The organism is Amycolatopsis sp. NPDC050768 (assembly GCF_040654155.1).
GTDB lineage: Bacteria > Actinomycetota > Actinomycetes > Mycobacteriales > Pseudonocardiaceae > Amycolatopsis.
Genome location: NZ_JBFAHL010000004.1, coordinates 108,094 through 128,612 on the forward strand (window position 1 = coordinate 108,094; position 20,519 = coordinate 128,612).

At 69.5% G+C, this 20,519-nt stretch carries 19 protein-coding genes; 8 read left to right on the forward strand and 11 right to left on the reverse strand.

Annotated elements, in window-relative coordinates:
- Positions 1 to 6: 6 nt before the first annotated feature.
- Positions 7 to 447 (reverse strand): OsmC family protein, encoded by a 441-nt coding sequence (locus tag AB0H62_RS13550; RefSeq protein ID WP_220242035.1) that lies wholly within the window; start codon positions 445 to 447, stop codon positions 7 to 9.
- A 224-nt stretch (positions 448 to 671) separates the two neighbouring features.
- Between AB0H62_RS13550 and AB0H62_RS13555 the strand changes: the two genes are divergently transcribed.
- The gene (locus tag AB0H62_RS13555; protein ID WP_220242036.1) at positions 672 to 1,304 is read left to right on the forward strand and encodes a TetR/AcrR family transcriptional regulator; all 633 of its coding nucleotides are present in this window, start codon (positions 672 to 674) and stop codon (positions 1,302 to 1,304) included.
- 170 nt (positions 1,305 to 1,474) lie between these two features.
- Here the strand turns inward: AB0H62_RS13555 and rpsA are convergent, their stop codons facing one another.
- Positions 1,475 to 2,980, reverse strand: a complete 1,506-nt coding sequence (gene rpsA / locus AB0H62_RS13560; RefSeq protein WP_220242037.1) for a 30S ribosomal protein S1 — start codon at positions 2,978 to 2,980, stop codon at positions 1,475 to 1,477.
- 302 nt (positions 2,981 to 3,282) lie between these two features.
- On the opposite strand from rpsA, the gene AB0H62_RS13565 reads away from it, so the two are divergent.
- The 6 genes from AB0H62_RS13565 (at position 3,283) to AB0H62_RS13590 (ending at position 9,579) form a co-directional block, all read left to right on the forward strand.
- Entirely contained in the window at positions 3,283 to 4,155 is an 873-nt protein-coding gene (locus AB0H62_RS13565) for a class I SAM-dependent methyltransferase (RefSeq protein ID WP_360586145.1), read from the forward strand.
- Between the two features lie 19 nt (positions 4,156 to 4,174).
- Positions 4,175 to 5,098 carry a GNAT family N-acetyltransferase gene (locus AB0H62_RS13570; RefSeq protein ID WP_220242039.1) on the forward strand — a complete coding sequence of 308 codons (924 nt, stop codon included), beginning with the start codon at positions 4,175 to 4,177 and terminating at the stop codon, positions 5,096 to 5,098.
- Between the two features lie 143 nt (positions 5,099 to 5,241).
- Positions 5,242 to 5,973, forward strand: a complete 732-nt coding sequence (locus AB0H62_RS13575; protein ID WP_360586148.1) for an ABC transporter ATP-binding protein — start codon at positions 5,242 to 5,244, stop codon at positions 5,971 to 5,973.
- Positions 5,970 to 7,895 carry a YhgE/Pip domain-containing protein gene (locus tag AB0H62_RS13580; RefSeq protein ID WP_360586150.1) on the forward strand — a complete coding sequence of 642 codons (1,926 nt, stop codon included), beginning with the start codon at positions 5,970 to 5,972 and terminating at the stop codon, positions 7,893 to 7,895. The genes AB0H62_RS13575 and AB0H62_RS13580 overlap by 4 nt, the downstream gene beginning before the upstream one ends.
- On the forward strand, positions 7,892 to 8,464 hold the full coding sequence (locus AB0H62_RS13585; protein ID WP_220242041.1) for a TetR/AcrR family transcriptional regulator: 573 nt from the start codon (positions 7,892 to 7,894) through the stop codon (positions 8,462 to 8,464). Before AB0H62_RS13580 ends, AB0H62_RS13585 begins: the two co-directional genes overlap by 4 nt.
- 287 nt (positions 8,465 to 8,751) lie before the next feature.
- Positions 8,752 to 9,579 carry a DUF72 domain-containing protein gene (locus tag AB0H62_RS13590; RefSeq protein WP_360586643.1) on the forward strand — a complete coding sequence of 276 codons (828 nt, stop codon included), beginning with the start codon at positions 8,752 to 8,754 and terminating at the stop codon, positions 9,577 to 9,579.
- A 162-nt stretch (positions 9,580 to 9,741) separates the two neighbouring features.
- Here AB0H62_RS13590 and AB0H62_RS13595 read toward each other — a convergent pair whose 3' ends face one another.
- The 3 genes from AB0H62_RS13595 to polA all read right to left on the reverse strand — a co-directional run bounded on the left by AB0H62_RS13595 (position 9,742) and on the right by polA (position 13,789).
- A complete protein-coding gene (locus AB0H62_RS13595; protein WP_360586153.1) occupies positions 9,742 to 10,239 on the reverse strand; it encodes a MarR family transcriptional regulator in 498 nt (165 codons plus the stop codon).
- A 58-nt stretch (positions 10,240 to 10,297) separates the two neighbouring features.
- Positions 10,298 to 10,852 carry an EF-hand domain-containing protein gene (locus AB0H62_RS13600; protein ID WP_360586154.1) on the reverse strand — a complete coding sequence of 185 codons (555 nt, stop codon included), beginning with the start codon at positions 10,850 to 10,852 and terminating at the stop codon, positions 10,298 to 10,300.
- Between the two features lie 195 nt (positions 10,853 to 11,047).
- On the reverse strand, positions 11,048 to 13,789 hold the full coding sequence (gene polA, locus AB0H62_RS13605) for a DNA polymerase I (RefSeq protein WP_220242044.1): 2,742 nt from the start codon (positions 13,787 to 13,789) through the stop codon (positions 11,048 to 11,050).
- A 62-nt stretch (positions 13,790 to 13,851) separates the two neighbouring features.
- Between polA and AB0H62_RS13610 the strand changes: the two genes are divergently transcribed.
- The gene (locus AB0H62_RS13610; protein ID WP_220242045.1) at positions 13,852 to 14,292 is read left to right on the forward strand and encodes a hotdog fold thioesterase; all 441 of its coding nucleotides are present in this window, start codon (positions 13,852 to 13,854) and stop codon (positions 14,290 to 14,292) included.
- Between the two features lie 69 nt (positions 14,293 to 14,361).
- On the opposite strand, the gene AB0H62_RS13615 is transcribed toward AB0H62_RS13610, so the two are convergent.
- The 6 genes from AB0H62_RS13615 to AB0H62_RS13640 form a co-directional block, all read right to left on the reverse strand.
- On the reverse strand, positions 14,362 to 15,075 hold the full coding sequence (locus tag AB0H62_RS13615) for an ABC transporter ATP-binding protein (RefSeq protein ID WP_220242046.1): 714 nt from the start codon (positions 15,073 to 15,075) through the stop codon (positions 14,362 to 14,364).
- A complete protein-coding gene (locus AB0H62_RS13620; protein ID WP_220242047.1) occupies positions 15,062 to 15,985 on the reverse strand; it encodes an ABC transporter ATP-binding protein in 924 nt (307 codons plus the stop codon). Before AB0H62_RS13620 ends, AB0H62_RS13615 begins: the two co-directional genes overlap by 14 nt.
- Positions 15,982 to 17,127, reverse strand: a complete 1,146-nt coding sequence (locus AB0H62_RS13625) for a branched-chain amino acid ABC transporter permease (protein WP_220242048.1) — start codon at positions 17,125 to 17,127, stop codon at positions 15,982 to 15,984. The genes AB0H62_RS13620 and AB0H62_RS13625 overlap by 4 nt, the downstream gene beginning before the upstream one ends.
- Positions 17,124 to 18,134, reverse strand: a complete 1,011-nt coding sequence (locus AB0H62_RS13630; RefSeq protein ID WP_220247858.1) for a branched-chain amino acid ABC transporter permease — start codon at positions 18,132 to 18,134, stop codon at positions 17,124 to 17,126. The genes AB0H62_RS13625 and AB0H62_RS13630 overlap by 4 nt, the downstream gene beginning before the upstream one ends.
- Before the next feature lie 93 nt (positions 18,135 to 18,227).
- A complete protein-coding gene (locus tag AB0H62_RS13635; protein WP_220247859.1) occupies positions 18,228 to 19,406 on the reverse strand; it encodes a branched-chain amino acid ABC transporter substrate-binding protein in 1,179 nt (392 codons plus the stop codon).
- A 449-nt stretch (positions 19,407 to 19,855) separates the two neighbouring features.
- Positions 19,856 to 20,467 (reverse strand): response regulator, encoded by a 612-nt coding sequence (locus tag AB0H62_RS13640; RefSeq protein WP_220242049.1) that lies wholly within the window; start codon positions 20,465 to 20,467, stop codon positions 19,856 to 19,858.
- Positions 20,468 to 20,519: the final 52 nt, after the last annotated feature.

Consider the following 20,519-nt stretch of genomic DNA (forward strand, 5'->3'; position numbering starts at 1 on the left):
GTTTCCTCAGACCAGCTTGGTCTGGACGTCGATCTCGTGCTCCAGCGTGCGGTGCACGGGGCACTTGTCCGCGATCTCCAGCAACCGCGTGCGCTGCTCTTCGTCGAGGTCACCCTCGAGCTCGATCTCGCGGCTGATGCGGCTGACCATGCCCACCTCGGTCTCGCAGCGCTCGCAGTCGCGCGCGTGGATGCGGTCGTGGCGCAGCCGGACGGTCACGTTCGCCAGCGGGATGTTCTTGCGGTCCGCGTACATCCGCAGCGTGATCGCCGTGCAGGAACCCAGCGCGCCGAGCAGCAGGTCGTACGGAGTCGGGCCGCTGCCGTCGCCGCCGACCGACTTGGGCTCGTCCACGACGAGCTCGAAACCGCCCGCGGTCACGTGCTGAGTGAAGCGGCCTTCGCCTGCTTCACTGACGACAACAGTGCCCGGTTCCGGCTCAGTCATCCGGTTCGCCTCCTGGTCGGGGTTCTCGACGGTGCCGCTGCACCGCTGCAGCTAACCGAACGTCGCTTGTGGACGAAGTGGTGCCACGCCGTGGCGAGGTCCACAGGACGAAGATCCCACAGATCCGGCCGCATGGCGAAGTTCCCAAGCGAGCGCGAATATCGTATCTTCGGCAGGCGAGACGCGGACCTGTCCTGCGCGCACGGGCGAAGGGGGTAACGGTCGTGGCCACCCGCCATCTGTCGACGCAACCTGCCGACCAGCACAACCGGAGCCGCTTCCTCGACGCCGCCCTCAACGTGCTCACCGACCGCGGCGTCGCCGGCCTCACCGTGCGCGGCGTGGCCGAGGCGGCCGGGGCGTCCACCATCACCGTCTACACGCGCTTCGGCGGCCGCACCGGCCTGCTCGACGCGCTGTACGAGCGCGCGTTCGACCTCCTGCGCGACGAGCTGCTCGACGTGCCACCGGAGACCGACGACGGCGTCGCGGACCTGCTCGAGGTCGCGCTGGCCTACCGCCGCTTCGCGCTGGAAAGCCCGGCCCGCTACGCGATGATGTTCGAACGCTCGGTCCACGGCTACGACCCGGACCCGGAGCTGCGCACGGCGGTGCTGCGCACGACGTTCGCGATGTTCGTCGGCAAGATCCGCCGCATCGGCGATCCCGGCAGGGACTCGCGCGACTACGGCTATCTGCTGTGGACGTCGATGCACGGTCTGGTCAGTGTCGAGCTCACGATTCGCTCGCAGACGCCGCTGAGCGACTGGTTCATCGAGCCGACCGACGAAGCCAACGAGGTCATGTACCGCACCGGAGTGCTGTCGATGATCACCGGGCTCGGGCTCCACAACTGACACCGGCAACGCCACCGCGCCGGCCGGGTTCTGTCGACCTTCCTCCACCCCGGCCTCGGGATCGTCCACTTCGAACACCTTGAGCGCAGACGAAAAACACCGCGGCCCCGGTCCGAACTGGACCGGGGCCGCGGTGTCAGAGCTCAGTGGTGCTCAGCGTCAGGCGTGACTCAGCCCTGGCCGCCCGACAGCTTCTCGCGCAGAGCCGCGAGCTGCTCGTCGCTGGCCAGCGTGCCGCCGCTCTTGGCCTCGGCCGGAGCGGAGGTGTACGTCTGGTCGCCGCCCCCGCTGCCACCCTCGATGCCGGTGGCGGCGTCGGCAGCGGCTTCGGCGTCGGCCTCGGCAGCCTTCTTGACCTGCGCCATGTGGGCCTCGTAGCGCGTGAGGGCCTCGGCGTACTGCCGCTCCCACTCCTCGCGCTGCTTGTCGAAGCCGTCCTGCCACTCCTGGGTGTCCGGGTCGAAGCCTTCGGGGTAGATGTAGTTGCCCTCGGGGTCGTACTCGGCGGCCATCCCGTACTGGGTCGGGTCGAACTCGGTCTCGGCCGTGACGCCCTCGTTGGCCTGCTTCAGCGACAGCGAGATGCGACGGCGCTCGAGGTCGATGTCGATGACCTTGACCATGACGTCGCCGTTGACCTGGACGACCTGCTCCGGGATCTCCACGTGGCGCTCGGCCAGCTCGGAGATGTGCACCAGGCCCTCGATGCCCTCCTCGACGCGCACGAACGCACCGAACGGGACGAGCTTGGTGACCTTGCCCGGCACGATCTGGCCGATCGCGTGGGTGCGGGCGAACTGGCGCCACGGGTCTTCCTGGGTCGCCTTCAGCGACAGCGAGACGCGCTCGCGGTCCATGTCGACGTCCAGAACCTCGACCGTGACCTCCTGGCCGACCTCGACGACCTCGGACGGGTGGTCGATGTGCTTCCAGGACAGCTCGGAGACGTGCACCAGGCCGTCGACGCCACCCAGGTCCACGAAGGCACCGAAGTTGACGATGGAGGACACGACGCCCTTGCGGACCTGGCCCTTGGCGAGGTTGTTGAGGAACTCGCTGCGGACCTCGGACTGCGTCTGCTCGAGGTAGGCGCGGCGGGACAGGACCACGTTGTTGCGGTTCTTGTCCAGCTCGATGATCTTCGCCTCGAGCTCGCGGCCGACGTACGGCTGCAAGTCGCGCACACGGCGCATCTCGACCAGCGAGGCGGGAAGGAAGCCGCGGAGGCCGATGTCCAGGATGAGACCACCCTTGACGACCTCGATGACGGTGCCCTTGACGGGCTCGTCCTTCTCCTTGAGCTCTTCGATCGTGCCCCAGGCGCGCTCGTACTGAGCGCGCTTCTTGGACAGGATCAGGCGGCCTTCCTTGTCCTCCTTCTGGAGAACGAGAGCTTCGACCTCATCGCCGACGGAGACAACCTCAGCCGGGTCGACATCGTGCTTGATGGAAAGCTCGCGCGAGGGGATGACACCCTCGGTCTTGTAGCCGATGTCGAGCAGGACCTCGTCGCGGTCGACCTTGACGATCGTGCCTTCAACGATGTCGCCATCGTTGAAGTACTTGATGGTCTTGTCGATAGCCGCGAGGAAGTCTTCCTCCGACCCGATGTCGTTGATGGCGACCTGCGGGGCCCTGGTGGGGGCGGTCGGGGCGGTGGCGGTGTCGGTGGTCATTAGGCGGGTTGCTCCGGTGGATGGGATCGTAGGGTGTTTGGTTGGCAGCGCGTCCGGGCGCGAATACGGGACATACGACGACCTCACGAGCAACGTCCACCAGTGAACGACCGCGGCATGACCCGCAAACAGTGCGCTCCCCCGGCAAGTGAAGACCCAGGCAGCGCGAACCCACTGCGCTAACACGTATCGTACGCGGGCCCCGGTAGGGCACACAATCAGGGTCCCCACAGCTCCCGGTACCCTTCCGGCAACGATTCGGCCGGCGCCGGCATTCCCCGTCATTCCCGGAAGGACCCAGCATGTCCGACCACTCGGCAGCCCCCGCAGCGGACACAGCCGACACAGCCGACCGCCACGCCCACGCCGAGCTGCAGCTCGGCACGGCCGGCGTCGCGTACCGCACGGTCGCCGGCGGCGAGGCGGCCGCGGCGAACCTCGCCTGGTGGGACGCCGACGCCGACGACTACCAGGCCACCCACGGCGAGTTCCTGGGCGACGCCGACTTCGTCTGGTGCCCGGAGGGCGTGCGCGAGGAGGACGTGCGGCTGCTCGGCGACGTCCGCGGCCGGCGGGTGCTGGAGGTCGGCTGCGGCCAGGCAGCGTGCTCGCGCTGGCTCTCCTCGGCGGGAGCCGACGCCGTGGCGACCGACCTGTCCGGCGGGATGCTGCGCCACGCGCACGAGGGCAACGAGCGCACCGGCGTCACGGTGCCCCTGGTCCAGGCCAACGCCGAGTACCTGCCGTTCGCCTCGGGCAGCTTCGACGCCGCGTGCTCCGCGTTCGGCGCGCTGCCGTTCGTGCCCTCGCTCGCGACGGTGTTCGCCGAGGTGCACCGCGTGCTGCGCCCGGGTTCGCCGTGGGTGTTCTCGGTGACCCACCCGATGCGGTGGATCTTCCCCGACGACCCGGGCCCGCTGGGGCTCACCGTCACGCAGCCGTACTTCGACCGCACGCCGTACGTGGAGGTCGACGACGACGGCGAGGCCACCTACGTCGAGTACCACCGCACGCTCGGCGACTACGTGCGCGCGCTGGCCGCCGGCGGCTTCGCGCTCGAGGACCTGCTGGAGCCCGAGTGGCCCGAGGGCCACACGCGCACGTGGGGCCAGTGGAGCCCGCTGCGCGGCAAGCTCTTCCCCGGCACGGCGATCTTCCGCACGCGCCGCTCCTGAGCGGCTACGCTGCGCTTTCGTGGCCACCACCGAACCCGCGGCGCGGTTCGCCGCGCTCGACCCGCTGCTGCCGCCGCCCGCGCCGTCGATCAGCGACGCCGCCGGCGAGCGGGTCGGCGCGGTGACGGGGGCGGGCGCGCGCGTGTCCGGGGTCGTGCAGCGCCACCGCCACGGCCCCGGCGACACTCCCCTGCTGTGGTCGGCCGCGCAGGTGTGGCAGCTGTTCCCCGACCCGGACACCGCCGGCACCGAGGGGTTCGACCTCCTGCTGGGCGAGCTGCGGTCCCTCGTGGACACCGAGCCGGCCGAAGCCGACTCCGCGTGCGTCGTGAACTGGCCGAGCCGCGACGCGGAGGCGATCCGGGCGTTCCTCGACCACGGGCTCGCCCCGATGTCCGCGCTCGCCGTGCGGACGGACCCGCCGCCGGCCGCGCCGGATGCCGCCGGCACCGACGGGATCGCCGTGCGCCCGGCCGGGCCGGCCGACTTCGACACCGTGCTCCGGCTGTGCGCGGCCACGTTCGACTACACCGGGCTGGTGGCGCACCGCCGTCGCGACCAGACGGCGGAATTGCTGGCGCCCGCGCTGCGCCGCGCGCTCGACGAACCGGCCACCTGGCTCGCGGAAGCCGGCGGCCGTCCGGTGGCGCTCGCCCAGTGCGCGTGGGTGGACTCGGCTCCCGGCACCGAGGCTGCCGAGCTCCTGCCGCCGGGGCTGTGGGCGTACGTGAACAACGTCGTGACCGCGCCCGGCCACCGCGGCGGCGGGATCGGGCGCGTTCTCATGGACCGAGTGCACCGCGAGCTGCTGCGTTCCGGCACGGTCGGCGCGTACCTCTACTACAACCCGATGAACCCCCTGTCCTCGGTGTTCTGGCACCGGCAGGGCTATCGTCCACTGTGGACGTCGTGGGAAGCCCACCCGGCGACCGCGCTGCGCTGACCAGGACCGCTCACCGGGACACCGCCACCCCGGTCGTGTGACGTGCGGCCACCCGCCTTGCCGCCCGTTGATCATGTGCGCTAGGTTTTTGCACTGACCGGTCAGTTCAAAAGTCCGGTCAGTGGAGAAATTGGAGTGTCCCCGTGCAGGTACGAGCCGACCGGGTGTCCCTGGAGGGCCCCCACGGCACACTGTTGCCACCCACCTCGCTGACCGTCGAGGACGGCTACGTGACGCTGGTCCACGGCGAGCCCGGCGTCGGGATCACCGCGCTCGGCCTCGCGCTGGCCGGCCGCGTCAAGCCGAGCACCGGCACGGTCACCGCCGACGTCCCCGGCCTGCTGCGCGACCTCGTCGCCGTGGTCGACGCCCCGGGCGTGAGCGAGCCCGACGAGGCGCTGCCGCTGCGCGTGGTCGCCGGCGAGGAGCTCGCCCTGGCGCACCGGCCCGCAGGCAAGGAGGACGTGGCGCGCTGGCTCACCGAGCACGACGCCGCCCCCTTCGCCGGCACCCGCTTCGAGAACCTCGAGCCCGCGCTGCGCACCCGGCTGCTCGCCGAGCTGGCCGCGGAGCGCACCGGCGTGCGCGTGCTCGTGCTCGACACCCCCGACCGGCACACGAGCCTCGTCGAGACGTGGACCGCGGTCGCCGAGGAGCACGCGAAGCGCGGCCTCGCCGTCGCCGTGCTCACCGCGACGACACCCGCGTCCGCCCTCCCGTACCCCCCGGCGCGCATCGGGTCGACCGACCAGCCCGGGCCGGTGCGCCTGCTCCCCCGCATCGAGGAGCCCACCGGCGAAAAGCCCGCTGCCGAAGAGCCCGTCGTCGAAAAGCCCGTCGCTGCAAACGTCAGCGCTGAAGGAGAACCGGCATGACCGCCCCCGACAAGCGCGCCGGCGGCCTCAACGCCTTCCGCATCGCCCTCAACGAACTGCGCCGGCTCTCGGCCGGCACGCTGCCGAAGCTGGCGATGGCCGCGCTCGTGCTGGTTCCGCTGCTCTACGCGTCCTTCTACCTGTACGCGAACTACGACCCGTACGGCCGCCTCGACAAGCTGCCCGCCGCCGTGTTCACCAGCGACGCCGGTGCGAAGGACTCGACGGGTGCCACGCGCAACGTCGGGCGTGAGGTGACCGACGAACTCGCGAAGTCCGGCACCTTCCAGTGGCACGAAGTGTCCGAAAAGGACGCCCGCGACGGCGTGCGCGACGACAAGTACTCCTTCGCCATCGGCATCCCGCGCGACTTCTCCACCGCGCTGCTGTCGTCGGGCAACTTCACGCCCCAGCAGGCCACGATCACGCTGACCACCAACGACGCCAACAACTACCTCGCGGGGACCATCGCGAAGCAGGTGGCCGACCAGGTGCGCAAGACCATCGCCGAGAAGGTGGGCGGCGAGGCGGCCGACCGGTTCCTCGTGGGCTTCTCCACGATCTACGGCAAGATCTCCGACGCCGCCAACGGCGCGAAGCAGCTCGCCGACGGCGCCGCGCAGCTGCAGACCGGCCAGCACCAGCTCGCCGACGGGGCGAGCCAGCTCGCCACCGGCTCCGGCACGCTCGCGACCGGGCTGAACACGCTGAAGACGAGCACCGCGCAGCTGCCGAGCCAGACCCAGCAGCTCGCGACCGGTGCCGGCCAGGTCGCCGACGGCAACCAGCAGGTGGCCGACGCCGCCTCGCTCGCCGCGTCCGCGTCGGCCGACATCCAGGGCAAGCTCGACGGCTACCGGACCCAGCTCGACACCGACCTTCACAACGCGGGCCTGTCCGACACCCAGGTCAACAGCATCCTGGCTCAGCTCGACCAGCTGCGCTCGCCCGTCGACCAGGCGAACACCAAGATCCAGTCGGCCAACGGCGACCTCGCCAAGCTGGCGAGCGGTGCCCGTCAAGTGTCGGACGGCGCGCACCAGCTCGCCTCGGCCACGCCGCAGCTGACCAGCGGGATCGCGCAGGCGTCCGACGGCGCCAACCAGCTACGGGACGGCGCGGCGAAGCTCGACGACGGGGAGAAGACCGCCGTCACGGGCACCGACCAGCTCGCGAGCGGCGCGAACCAGCTGCGCGACGGGCTGTCCTCGGGCCTGTCGCAGATCCCGAACCCGGACGACCCGACGCGCACCGCCACGGCGAACACCATCGCCGACCCGGTCGCGGTCACGGCCAACGGCGTCGCCTCCGCGGGCACGTACGGCGCGGGCTTGGCCCCGTTCTTCATCTCGCTGGCCACGTGGATCGGCGCGTTCGTGCTGTTCCTGCTCATCCGCCCGCTGTCCACGCGGGCGCTCACCGCGGGCGCCGCGCCGCTGCGGGTGGCGCTCGGCGGCTGGCTGTCGTCGGCCGTGCTCGGCATCGCGCAGGTGATCGTGCTGTTCGCCGCGGTGACGTGGCTGGTCGGCATCCACATCGCGCACCCGTTGGGCGCGATCGGGTTCGCGATCCTCGTCTCGCTGGCGTTCACGTCGGTGGTGCACGCGCTCAACGCGTTCTTCGGCGCCGTCGGCAAGTTCCTCGGGCTGGTGCTGCTGGTGCTGCAACTGGTGAGCGCGGGCGGCACGTTCCCGTGGCAGACGATCCCCGACGCGCTCTACCCGCTGCACGTCGTGCTGCCGATGGGCTACGCCATCGACGGCTTCAGGCACCTGCTCTACTCCGGCGCGTCGCTGCAGATCCTCGGTGACGTCGGGGTGCTGCTGGCCTACCTCGTCGGCGGGATCGTGCTGTCGACGCTGGCGGCCCGCAAGCACCGGGTCTGGACGGTGTCGGCGCTCAAACCCGAGCTCAGCCTGTGAGGGAGACGACCAAGCGGAAGCTCTTCGAGGCGACCCTGCGGCTTTCGGCCAGCAGGGGCCTCGTGGGGCTGACGGTGGACGAGATCGCGACCGAGGCCGGCGTCGCCAAGGGCACGGTGTACTACAACTTCGGGTCCAAGGACGGGCTGGTCGACAGCCTGCTCCGTTTCGGCGTCGACCTGCTGGCCGGGCGCCTGCGCGCGGCTGTGACCGACGGCGAGCCGCTCGACGTCATCGAAGCGCAGGTCGACACGACGCTGCAGTTCATCGCCGAGTACCCGGGGTTCTCGCAGATCGTGGTGAGCGAGCTGTGGCGCACGCCGGGCCAGTGGCACGACACGCTGGCGCTGCTGCGCGAAGAGATCATCTCGATCGTGAAGGGGCAGCTGCACCGCCTCGACGAGGCCGGCCGGCTGCCCGCGGGCGTCGCCATCGAGACCGCGGCGGCTGGCCTGTTCGGGACGATGCTGGTCGTCGCGCTCGACTGGCAGGTCTTCCAGCCCGCCCGCACCCGGGCCGACGTGCGCGACTCGGTGATGGTGCTGATCCGGGGCCTCGGCCGCGGCTGAGACCCCGGACTGTTCTTTCGCGCGCCGGGTCAGCCGCAGTTGGCGCAGCAGCCGCAGCCCTTGCCGGTGCACGCGGCGCAGCAGCCGTGGCGCATGACGAACTTGAAGAGCCGCTTGATCATCTCTCGGTCCTCCGCTATCGATCGACACCTGCGCGTGTCACGCTAAGTGAGGCGGCCGTGACGCGGGTACCGCTGACCGGGCGGGTGACCCGGGTGAATCACCTCACGGAGGCGCCCGGCGCGCCCGCTAAGCTCGCCCGCGTGAAACTCCACGTCGGCTGCGCGATGTGGACGCACGCGCCCTGGCAGAGCCGGCTCCTGCCGCACCCCCTGGCACCCCGCGAGCGCCTCCGCGCGTACGCGACGTGGTGCAACGCGGTCGAGGGCAACACGACGTTCTACGCCACGCCGTCCCGCACCACGGTCGAGACCTGGGCCGAGCAGACGTCCGCCGATTTCCGCTTCGTGCTCAAGCTGCCGAAGCCGATCACGCACGAACGCGGTCTCGGCGACGTCGACGCGGTACTGGCCACGTTCCTCGCGGCGATCGAGCCACTGGGCGAGCGCGCCCACACGCTGTGGATCCAGCTCCCGCCGTCGTTCTCGCCGGAGGCCCTCGGCGCCCTCGCGGGTTTCCTGCGGCGCTTGCCCCGCGAGTACCGCTACGCCGTCGAGGTCCGCGACCGCGCCTTCTTCGAAGACGCGCGCGCCGCCCAGGCCCTGGAACGCGTCCTCGCCGGCGCCGGCGCCGAGTGGATCACCTTCGACACCACGGTGTTGTTCTCCCAGCCGCCGACATCCGAAGCCGAGCAGGAGGCGTGGCTCAAGAAGCCCCGCATGCCCCGGCGGATCCGCGCCCTGACCGCCGACCCCGTCGTCCGCTACATCGGCCGCGACGACCCCGACGAGACGGCCGCCGGCTGGCGCCCCTGGGCCGACGCCGTGGTGCACTGGCTGCGCGAAGGCCGCTCACCCACGGTCTTCCTCCACACCCCGGACAACGCCGACGCGCTGCTTCTGGCCCGCCGCTTCCACGACGAGGTGCGGGCGCGCGTTCCCGAACTGGCGCCCCTCGCCGAGCCGATGCCGGTGGGACCACCGACGCTGTTCTGAGCCGGACTGTCCACACAGGATCTGCGGCCTCACGCACGCCGGCGCCATTTGAGCTTGATCTCGAGCTGCATTTCCACGCCGGTCTTAGCGAGCCCGTCGTCCAAGCCCGGCGAACCCGATGCGGCCCGCTGCGGGAAAGCGGACCACCCCGGACCAGCGCACTCACCCGTTCGGCGCCGTCGGCAACGCTTCCTCCGCCGTCAGTGGTCCGGACCTTCCCCGGACTTCGGCGACGGACCGGAGCTCGCGGGCGAGGCGCTCCGCGGCGGGGCCGAAGAAAGCGCTGTCGAACGCGGTTGCGATGGCCGCGGCGTCGGCTGCCAGGTCGCGGCCCGAGCGGGTGAGGGAGACGCGGACGGCGCGGGCGTCGCGTTCGTGGGCGGTGCGGGTGAGCAGGCCGCGGACTTCCAGCGCCCGCAGGACTTTCGACGTCATCATGCGGTCGGCACCGGCGTGTTCGGCGACCTCCTGCTGGGTGGCCGGGCCGGCGGTGCGCTCGAGGCGGGCGGCCACGGACAGCAGGAGGAACTGCGTGGGCGTGAGGCCCAGCGGGCGCAGGCGGACGTCGAGCGCGGCGCGCCAGGCCAGGGCCGCCTGGTGGAGCCAGAGGCCGGCACCGGAAGCGGCGCCGTTCTCCGTGAGATCGGAGATCTCGTACATCACGTCTCCCCGTCCGCGTGCCGCGGCCGCCGGAGGTGCGGCCGCGGCACGCGGGTCGTCAGCGGACGCCCAGGGGCAGGTCGAACCGGCCGAACACCCAGGTGCCCGGGGCGTCGGCGTTGTCGCCGGCCCAGAACTCCAGCCAGTGCTCGGTGAACTCGTCGGCCGTGAGGTAGCCGTCGCCGTTGAGGTCCAGGACCGGGAAGACCGTGTCGGTGTCGGTGGCCGTGCCGTTCCAGGTCTCGATGAGCCGGCGGTACTCCTCGCGCGAGATGCGCTCGTCGCCGTTCTCGTCGATGGCCTCGAACATCGCGGCCGCCGTGCCGCGCACCGAGTCGGGCATGTCCCCCAACTGGTCCACCACGAGCAGGACCTCGTCGAGCGTCACCTTCTCGTCGCGGTCGATGTCGGACGCGGCAAGCAGCGTGGTCCACCAGCCCATCATGATCTCGCTCAGGCGCGCCGCCTGGGGCGAGTCGGGAGCGAGGCCGCGCGCCTTCGTCCAACGGTCGGTGAGCGCCTGGAAGTCGGCCTCGGTGAGGAATCCGTCGCCGTCGACGTCCATCGCCCCGAACACCGTGGAGATCTTGCGTCTCTGCAGTTCACTCGCCATCGTTCGCCGTCCTTTCTCCGATCCCCCTTGGCCGGGGACCCCGTGGGCGAAGCTCAGCGTTGTCGCGACTCAAGATCACCTGCACCGGCACCCGGGTTCTCCCCCTGCCCGACCCGGTGATTTCGTTAGTGACGCGAAGTAACCGAAAAGGCTCCTTCCCCGCGGGGAAGGAGCCTTTCTGGTCCGTTCGGAGTTCTAGTGCGCCGCTTCGTTCCACGAACGGCCGTAGCCCACCGAAACCTCCAGCGGCACGGCCAGGTGGGAGGCCGACCCCATGCCCTCGCGCACGAGCTTTTCGACTTCGGCGCGCTCGCCCTCGGCGACCTCCAGCACGAGCTCGTCGTGCACCTGCAACAGCACGCGGCTGCGCAGCTTCGCCTTGACCAGCTCGCGGTGCACGTTGAGCATCGCGACCTTGATGATGTCGGCCGCGCTGCCCTGGATCGGCGCGTTGAGCGCCATGCGCTCAGCCATCTCGCGGCGCTGGCGGTTGTCGCTCGTGAGGTCGGGCAGGTAGCGGCGGCGCCCGAAGATCGTCTCGGTGTAGCCGGTCTTCCCGGCTTCGCCGACCACGGACTGCAGGTAGTCGCGCACGCCGCCGAAGCGGTTGAAGTACGCCTCCATCTGCGACTTCGCGTCCTCGGTCGAAATGCGCAGCTGCTGCGAAAGCCCGTAAGCCGACAACCCGTAGGCCAGACCGTAGGACATCGCCTTGACGCGGTAGCGCTGCTCCGCCGTGATCTCCTCGGCGGGCACGGAGAACGCGCGCGACGCGACGAACGTGTGCAGGTCCTCGCCGCTGTTGAAGGCCTCGATCAGGCCCTCGTCCTTCGACAGGTGCGCCATGATCCGCATCTCGATCTGGCTGTAGTCGGCGGTCATCAGCTCGACGTAACCCTCGCCGACCACGAACGCGTCGCGGATGCGCCGGCCTTCTTCCGTGCGCACCGGGATGTTCTGCAGGTTCGGGTCGACCGACGACAGCCGCCCGGTCGCGGCGATGGTCTGCTGCAGCGTGGTGTGGATGCGCCCGTCGTCGGCGACCGACTTGATCAGGCCCTCGACGGTGGTGCGCAGCCGCGTGGCGTCGCGGTGTTCCAGCATGTGCTGCAGGAACGGGTGCTCGGTCTTCTCGAACAGGCTCTGCAGCGCCTCGGCGTCGGTGGTGTAGCCGGTCTTGGTGCGCTTGGTCTTCGGCATGCCGAGCTCTTCGAACAGCACGACCTGCAGCTGCTTCGGCGAACCGAGGTTGATCTGCTTGCCGATCACCTTGTACGCCTCTTCGGCGGCCTGCGTGACACGGCTGAGGTAGTGGGCCTCCAGCTCGGTGAGCTGTTCCACGTCCACGGCGATGCCCGCGGCCTCCAGCTCGGTGATGACCTCGAGCAGCGGCAGCTCCAGCTCGGCGAGCAGCTTCGCCCCGCCGAGGTCTTCCAGCTCCTTGCCGAGCGCGCCGGCGAGCTCGAAGATCGCGCGGGCCTTCACCAGCTCGTCGGAGATCTCCTTCTGCTCCAAGCCTTCGGCGCCGCCGTCGAGCAACGACAGCTGGCCGTCGCCCTCGGCGGCCTCCGAGCGCAGCTCGCGGTGCAGGTAGCGCAGCGCCAGGTCGTCGAGCTCGAAAGTCCGCTGGCCGGGCCGCACGAGGTAGGCCGCGAGCGCGGTGTCGAGCACCAGCCCCGCGAGCGTCCAGCCGCGAGCGCGCACCGCGTGCAGCGCCACCTTGAGGTCGTGGCCGATCTTGCGGATCTTCTCGTCGGCCAGCCACGCGGCAAGCGCGATGTCGTCAGCCTCGTCCATCGCCGTGACGTCGACGTACGCGCCTTCGCCGTCGGCGCACGCGAACGCCAGCGCTCGCAGGTCGGAGCGGATCGACGTGCCCGTGGCACGGAACGCGAGCGCCACCGGCTCGCCCTCGCCGGCGTGCGCGGCGAGCCAGGCGCCGAGCGCGCCGGGCGCGAGCGCATCGCCCGAGACGTCGAAGCCCTCCTCGGCCTCCGGCTCGGTGCTGCTGAGCGTGGCGAAGAGCCGGTCGCGCAGCACGCGGAACTCCAGCTCGTCGAACAGGCGGTGCACCGCGTCGCGGTCCCACGGCCGCAGCTCCAGCTGGTCGGGCACCAGGTCGAGCTGCACGTCGCGCACCAGCTCGGTGAGCTGGCGGTTGAGGGTGACCGACGTCAGGTTCTCGCGCAGCGAGTCGCCGACCTTGCCCTTGACCTCGTCGACACGGTCGATCAGGTCGGCCAGCGTGCCGAACTGCCGGATCCACTTCGCCGCCGTCTTCTCCCCCACCCCGGGAATGCCCGGCAGGTTGTCCGACGGGTCGCCCCGCAGCGCCGCGAAGTCGGGGTACTGGGTCGGCGTGAGGCCGTACTTCTCCTCCACCGCGTCGGGCGTGAAGCGGACCAGGTCCGACACGCCGCGCTTCGGGTAGAGCACGGTGACGTGCTCGTTGACCAGCTGCAGCGCGTCGCGGTCGCCGGTACAGATCAGCACGTCGAAATTCTCCGCGCCGGCCTGCGTGGTGAGCGTCGCGATGATGTCGTCGGCCTCGAAGTTCTCCTTGACCAGCGACGGGATGCCCAGCACGTCGAGCACCTCCTTGACCAGGTCGACCTGGCCGCGGAACTCGTCGGGCGTGGTGCTGCGGTTGGCCTTGTAGTCGGCGAACGTCTCGGACCGGAAGGTCTTGCGCGAGAGGTCGAACGCCACCGCGAGGTGCGTGGGCTCCTCGTCGCGCAGCAGGTTGATGAGCATCGAGGTGAACCCGAACACCGCGTTGGTGACCTGGCCGGTCTTCGTCTTGAAGTTCTCCGCGGGCAACGCGAAGAAGGCGCGGTAGGCCATCGAATGACCGTCGATGAGCAGCAGGCGGGGCCGCTCGGCCGTGGTCGTGGCTGCTGTGGCGTTCGCTACGGTTCGGTTCTCACTCGGGCTCACGGGAGCGAGTCTAAGGTGAGGGTCCGACACTCTTACGTGTCGCATAGGTTGAGGAGCATTGCGTGACCGAGCAGGCCGGCGACTTGGCGCTGGAAACTCGCGCGGGGATCGACCCCGCCGCCGCCGACCAGCAGCTGAACGACAAGATCGGGCTGAAGATCCTCGAGGCCACGCCCGAGCGCGTGGTCGGCACGATCCCCGTCGAGGGCAACCTGCAGCCCTACGGCCTGCTGCACGGCGGAGCCAACGCCACCGTCGCCGAGGCGCTCGGCTCGTACGTCGCCGCGCTCAACGCGGGCACCGACCGCGCCGCGATGGGCCTCGAGCTGTCCTGCACTCACCACCGCGCCGTCCGCTCCGGCACGGTCACCGGCGTCGCCACCCCGCTGCACGTCGGGCGCGGCACGATCACCGCGGAGATCGTGCTCACCGACGACCAGGGCCGGCGCACCTGCACCGCCCGCCTCACCTGCGTCGTGCGCGACCGCCCGCCGGGCGCTTGACCCGCCCGCTGCCATGACAACGGCCCCTCACCCACCAGGGCGAGGGGCCGTCGCACAGGGCCTCCTACCTCACCCGACGCCGAGGTAGGCCTCCTTGATGCTGGTGTCGGCCAGCAGTTCCTTCCCGGTGCCGGACTTGGTGATGCGCCCGGTCTCCAGCACGTACGCGCGGTGCGCTCGCGAAAGGGCCTGCTGCGCGTTCTGCTCCACCAGCAGCACCGTGGTGCCCTGGCGGTTGATCTCCGTGATGATCCGGAAGATCTGCTGGATGAACTGCGGCGCGAGCCCCATCGACGGCTCGTCCAGCAGCAGCAGCCGCGGCTTCGCCATCAGGGCTCGCCCGATGGCCAGCATCTGCTGCTCGCCGCCGGACATCGTGCCGCCGACCTGGGTCTTGCGTTCCGCGAGCCGCGGGAACAGCTCGAAGACGCGGTCGAAGTCCGGCTGCAGGTTCTTCCGGTCCTTGCGCGCATACGCGCCCATGTCGAGGTTCTCGAGCACCGTCATGCCGGGGAAGATCCCCCGGCCTTCGGGCGACTGCGAGATCCCGCGGACCACGCGCAGGTCACCGCGCAGCCGCGAAATGTCCTCGCCGTCGAAGCGGATCGTGCCGCCCGAGATCGCCCGGATCCCGGAGATGGCCCGCATCGTGGTGGACTTGCCCGCGCCGTTGGCCCCGATCAGCGTGACGATCTCGCCCTCGTCGACCCTGATGGACAGGTCCGACACGGCCTGGATCCGGCCGTAGTGGACGGACACCTCGGACAGCTCAAGCAACGTCATCGTCGGGCACCCCCAGGTAGGCGGCGATCACGGCGGGGTTCGCCCGGATCTCGGCGGGCACCCCTTCCGCGATCTTCTTGCCGAACTCCAGCACCACGATCCGGTCGGTCACGCCCATGACCAGCTTCATGTCGTGTTCGATCAGCAGGACGGTGTAGCCGTCGTCGCGGATCGTCCGGATCAGCCCCATGAGCTCTTCCTTCTCCGTCGGGTTGAACCCGGCGGCCGGCTCGTCGAGGCACAGCAGTTTCGGCTCGGTCGCGAGCGCCCGCGCGATCTCCAGGCGCCGCTGGTAGCCGTACGGCAGGTTCTTCGCGCGGTCGGCCGCCCGGTCGGCGATGCCGACGAACTCCAGCAGCGCCATGCCCTTCTCGATCGCCTGCTTCTCCTCGCGGTGGTGGCGAGGCGTGCGGAGCAGGGCGCCGATGAGGCTGGTCTTGTGGCGGGCGTCGGTGCCGACCACCACGTTCTCCAGCGCCGTCATCTCGGAGAAGAGCCGGATGTTCTGGAACGTGCGCGCGATGCCGAGCTGCGTGATGGCGTGGCGCGAGGCCTTGCCGAGCGGCTTGTCCTCCAGCAGCACCTGGCCTGAGGTCGGCCGGTACACACCGGTCATCGCGTTGAAGCACGTGGTCTTGCCCGCGCCGTTGGGCCCGATCAGGCCCAGGATCTCGCCGCGGCGGATGTCGAACGACACCGCGTCGAGCGCCACGAGACCGCCGAACCGCACGGTGACGTCGTCGACCTTCAGCAGCGTCTGCCCGACCGCGACGTCGATCTCACGGTCCGCTGCGACGACCTCGGCGACCTCCGCCTCGTGCTCGGCGAGCTGCTCCGCGTTCATCTGGGCGACCTCCGCCACGAGGCCGCCCTCGGCCGGGACTTCCGGGCCGTTGCCAGGGCCGGTCATGCCTTCTCTCCCGGGGTCTCGGGGGCCAGTGAGCCGTCACTCGAGATCTGCTCGCCGCGACCGAGCAGCCGCTGGTACGCCTGCCTGCCGTACGTGAGCAGCCGCTGCCGCGCACCGAGCAGACCCTGCGGGCGAAAGATCATCAGGATGATCAGCGCGAGGCCGAAGATCAGGTACTTGTACTCGGCGATCGCCTGGAACCGCAGCGGCACGTACGCCACCACGATGGCACCCAGCAGCACGCCGACCTTGTTGCCCGCCCCACCGAGGATCACCGCGGCGAGGAACAACATCGACGTGACGACGTCGAACTTCTGGTTGTTCACGAAGCCCAGCTGCCCGGCGTAGAGCGCGCCGGACAGGCCACCGACGGCCGCGCCGGAGACGAACGCGAAGATCTTGAACTTGTACGTCGGCAGGCCCATGATCTCGGCCGCGTCCTCGTCGTCCCGGATCGCGACCCACGCGCGGCCGACCCGGCTGCGCTCGAGGTTCCCGACCAGGAACAGCACGATGATGATGACCGTGACGCACAGCCAGTACCACGGCGTGCCGTCGGAGTTGTTGAACAACGCGCTGCCGTCGGCGTTGGTGCCCGGTGGGTGCCCCACCGCCTGGAACCCGCTGTTGCCGCGCAACGGGTCGACGTTGTCCGCCAGCAGGCGCACGATTTCGCCGAACCCGAGCGTCACGATGGCGAGATAGTCCCCGCGTAATCGCAGCGTCGGTGTCCCGAGGATCACGCCGAAGATCATCGTGACCACCATGGCGATCGGGAGCACGATGAGGAACGGCAGCTTGTGCAACGTCGAGTCGGGGCTCGTGAACAGCGCCATCACGTACGCGCCGACCGCGAAGAAGCCCACGTACCCGAGGTCGAGCAGGCCGGCCTGGCCCACCACGATGTTGAGCCCGATGGCGACCAGCGCGTAGCGGGACACCTCGAACATCGCGATCGGGAAGTTGTACCCCGGCTGCGTGGAGAGGATCGGCGGGTTCAGCACGGGCAGCAGGTAGATCAGCACCACCAGCGGCACGAGCACGAGCCACTGCTGCACGCGCGGCAGGTTGTTCCACCACTCCGAGATGGGCCGCCTGCGCTTGGCCGCGGCAGGCGCGGTAGGCGTCGAGGTCACTGTCATACCCGTGCCTTTCCGAGCGACTCGCCGAGGATACCGGTCGGGCGAACCATCAGGACCAGCACGAGGAGCACGAAGGCGACGACGTCACGCCAGCCTCCGCCGAAGAGCGACTGGCCGTAGTTCTCGGCGACCCCGAGCAGCAGACCGCCGAGCAGCGCGCCACGCAGGTTGCCGATACCGCCCAGCACCGCGGCGGTGAACGCCTTGATGCCGAGGATGAACCCGCCCTGGTAGGACGCGCCCTGCGGCACCTTCATCATGTAGAACAGGGCCGCCGCACCGGCCAGCAGGCCACCGATGAGGAACGTGAGCGTGATGACGCGCTCCTTGTTCACACCCATCAGCGTCGCGGTGTCCGGGTCCTGCGCCACGGCGCGGATGCCGCGGCCGAACTTGGTGCGGTTCACGAACATGTTGGTGGCGAGCATCAGCACGACCGACGCGATGATCGTGATGATCGTGACGTTGGTGACGTCGGCGCCGAAGAGCTTGAACACCGGTTCGTTGCGCATCAGGCGGATGCCCTGCTCGGCGTTGCCGCCGCGCCAGATGAAGAGGATCTGCTGCAGGACGAAGGAAGCGCCGATCGCGGTGATCAGGAAGACCAGCTTCGGCGCGCCGCGTTTCCTCAGTGGACGGTAGGCCACGCGTTCGAGGAGCACCGCCGTACCGCCGGACACGGCCATCGCCGCGAGCAAGGCGAGGAGCAAGAACCCGATCAGCTCGAAGACCGGCAGCTCAGGCGTGTCGCCGGGCCGGAAACCGAGGCCGAACAAGGTGAACCACACCGCGTAGGCGCCGTAGATGAACACCTCGGAGTGGGCGAAGTTGATCAGCTTCAGGACGCCGTAGACGAGGGTGTAGCCCAGCGCCACGAGCGCGTAGATGCTGCCGTAGGCAAGACCGTCGATCGTGTTGGCCCAGAACTGGTCAAGGAAGCCTTTCACGTCGAAGGTGATCCAGCTGTCGCCCTGCGCGAGGACGAGCGAGCTCAGGTCATGGGTCATCGACACACTAGTTCTCCATGTGGGTCCGGGGTGCGGGTCCGGCGGGATCGAGCCGCCGGACACGCACCCCGGTAACTGGAACGGAAGCCGGAACTACTTGATCTCGGTGTTGCGGACGATCTTCCCGTTCTCGACCTTGTAGGTCCACACGGTGGTCGACGACAGCTCACCCTTGTCGTTCCACTTGAAGTGCTTCGTGATGCCCTGGCCGTCGTAGGTCTTGACGAAGTCGAGCAGCGCAGGACGCGTGGTCTTGCCCGAGTCGATGCCCTTCAGCAGGATCGTCGCGAGGTCGTAGGCCTCGGGCGAGTACGTGCCCGGGTCCTTGCCTGTGGCGGCCTTGTACGCGTCGGTGAACTTGGTGAACTGGTCCGCCGGCACACACGGGCAGGTGAAGTACGCGTTGGCAGCGGCTTCGCCGGCGCCCTTCACGAACTCGTCGTCCTTCACGCCGTCCGGGCCCACGAACTTCGCGGTGACGCCGGCGTCATTCAGCTGCTGCGCGAACGGAGCGGCTTCCTGGTAGTAGCCGGAGTAGAAGACCGCGTCGGGCGCGTTGGCCTTGATCTTGTTGACCACGGCCGAGAAGTCGGTCTGCTTCGTCTTGACCTTGTCCTGGCACGACAGTGCCGGGCCGAGGGCCTTGATCGTCGAGGCGGCGAGGCCGGTGCCGTAGTCGGAGTCGTCCTCGATGACGCAGACCTTCTTGGCTGCGAGGTCACCGGTCATGAACTTCGCGGCGGCGGGGCCCTGCGTGTTGTCGTTGCCGAGACCGCGGAAGAAGGTCTTCCAGCCGTTCTCGCTCAGCGTCGGGTTCGTGGCCGACGGGGTGACCGTGACGAGACCGGCGGTGTTGAAGATGTTGCCGGCCGCCTTGGACTCACCCGAGAAGGGGAGGCCCACCACGCCGATGATCCCCGGCGTGTTCACGATCTGGGTCACGATGCCGGGCGCCTTGTCGGGCGTGCCCTCCGTGTCGTACTGCTCCAGCTTGACCTGGCAGCCCGGGTTCGCCTTGTTGTGCTGGTCGACCGCGAGCTTGGCACCGTTCAGGATGTTGATGCCGAGGGCCGCGTTGGCGCCGTTGATGGTGCCGGCGTAGGCGATGGAGGTCGGCGAACACTGCGCCTTGCCGTCGCCCGCGGGGTCGGCGGCGTCCGCGGCGGCCGAAGGCGCTGCCGCCTGCGGGGCTCCGCTGTCGTTTCCGCCAGAACCGCTGTCGGTACGCGCCGCGCACGCGCTCAGGGAGATGGCCCCCGCAGCCGCCAGCACGATGATCTTCGTGAGTCGTGCTCTCTGCACTCTTCCTCCAAATGCCAACCAACCGTTCGAAGCGAACGGCTCGTCCCTATGTGGGAACTGACTGGCCGCTGAAAGTAGCCGCCCCGTGAGGTGTTGCACAGAGTTACCCACGGTCTTGTATCCACATCGTGACGGTCGTCACCGGCAGTAATGGACGTTATCCACCCGATTGTCGCAATATGACAACCGGGTGATGACACTGAGTACTCGGATGGCACCTCGATCGGAGCACTTGACGTGCGGCCAGATCGATGTTGGCAGTCTAGGGACTCCACTCGGCTGATGAAGGGGCGGCAAGCCATGATCAGACTCGAAGGTAGCAAACTTGCCCTCTTGCACCGCGCAGAGCGACGGAAGACCACACCAAAACGGGCGCGACCCCCTGGTCACGCCCGTTTTGCCACTCGGATGGGTGAGGCCTAGCCGATGCTCTCCACCACGGCCTCGGCGACCGCCTTCATCGTCGTGCGGCGGTCCATCGCGGTGCGCTGTATCCACCGGAACGCGTCCGGCTCCGTGAGGCCTTGACGGCTCATCAGCAGGCCCTTCGCGCGGTCGATGACCTTGCGGGTCTCGAGCCGGTCGGTGAGGCCCGCGACTTCCGCCTCCAGCGCCTGCAGCTCGGAGAAGCGGCTCACGGCCAGCTCGATGGCCGGCACGAGGTCACGCTTCGCGAACGGCTTGACCAGGTACGCCATCGTGCCCGCGTCGCGGGCCCGCTCGACGAGGTCGCGCTGGCTGAACGCGGTGAGGATGACGACCGGCGCGATGCGGTCGCTCGTGATCTTGGCGGCCGCCTCGATGCCGTCGAGTTTCGGCATCTTGACGTCGAGGATGACGAGGTCGGGCTTGAGGTCGGTGGCCAGGTTGATGGCTTCTTCACCATCGCCTGCCTCGCCGACCACCTCGTAGCCCTCCTCACGCAGCATCTCGACCAGGTCGAGCCTGATGAGCGCCTCGTCCTCGGCGACGAGCACCCGACGCTGCGGCACGGTGGCGGCACCGTTGGCCTCGGTAGCCTGTTCGGTCACCGGGGTCCTCCTGAAGGCTCGGCGGGACGGTTGACTCGCGGTGACCCGCGAA

Coding starts and splice junctions, on each gene's coding strand:
- AB0H62_RS13550 (WP_220242035.1), bottom strand. CDS start 447: ATGACTGAGCCGGAACCGGGCACTGTTGTCGTCAGTGAAGCAGGCGAA.
- rpsA (WP_220242037.1), bottom strand. CDS start 2,980: ATGACCACCGACACCGCCACCGCCCCGACCGCCCCCACCAGGGCCCCG.
- AB0H62_RS13565 (WP_360586145.1), top strand. CDS start 3,283: ATGTCCGACCACTCGGCAGCCCCCGCAGCGGACACAGCCGACACAGCC.
- AB0H62_RS13580 (WP_360586150.1), top strand. CDS start 5,970: ATGACCGCCCCCGACAAGCGCGCCGGCGGCCTCAACGCCTTCCGCATC.
- AB0H62_RS13590 (WP_360586643.1), top strand. CDS start 8,752: ATGTGGACGCACGCGCCCTGGCAGAGCCGGCTCCTGCCGCACCCCCTG.
- AB0H62_RS13595 (WP_360586153.1), bottom strand. CDS start 10,239: ATGTACGAGATCTCCGATCTCACGGAGAACGGCGCCGCTTCCGGTGCC.
- AB0H62_RS13600 (WP_360586154.1), bottom strand. CDS start 10,852: ATGGCGAGTGAACTGCAGAGACGCAAGATCTCCACGGTGTTCGGGGCG.
- AB0H62_RS13615 (WP_220242046.1), bottom strand. CDS start 15,075: ATGACGTTGCTTGAGCTGTCCGAGGTGTCCGTCCACTACGGCCGGATC.
- AB0H62_RS13620 (WP_220242047.1), bottom strand. CDS start 15,985: ATGACCGGCCCTGGCAACGGCCCGGAAGTCCCGGCCGAGGGCGGCCTC.
- AB0H62_RS13625 (WP_220242048.1), bottom strand. CDS start 17,127: ATGACAGTGACCTCGACGCCTACCGCGCCTGCCGCGGCCAAGCGCAGG.
- AB0H62_RS13630 (WP_220247858.1), bottom strand. CDS start 18,134: ATGACCCATGACCTGAGCTCGCTCGTCCTCGCGCAGGGCGACAGCTGG.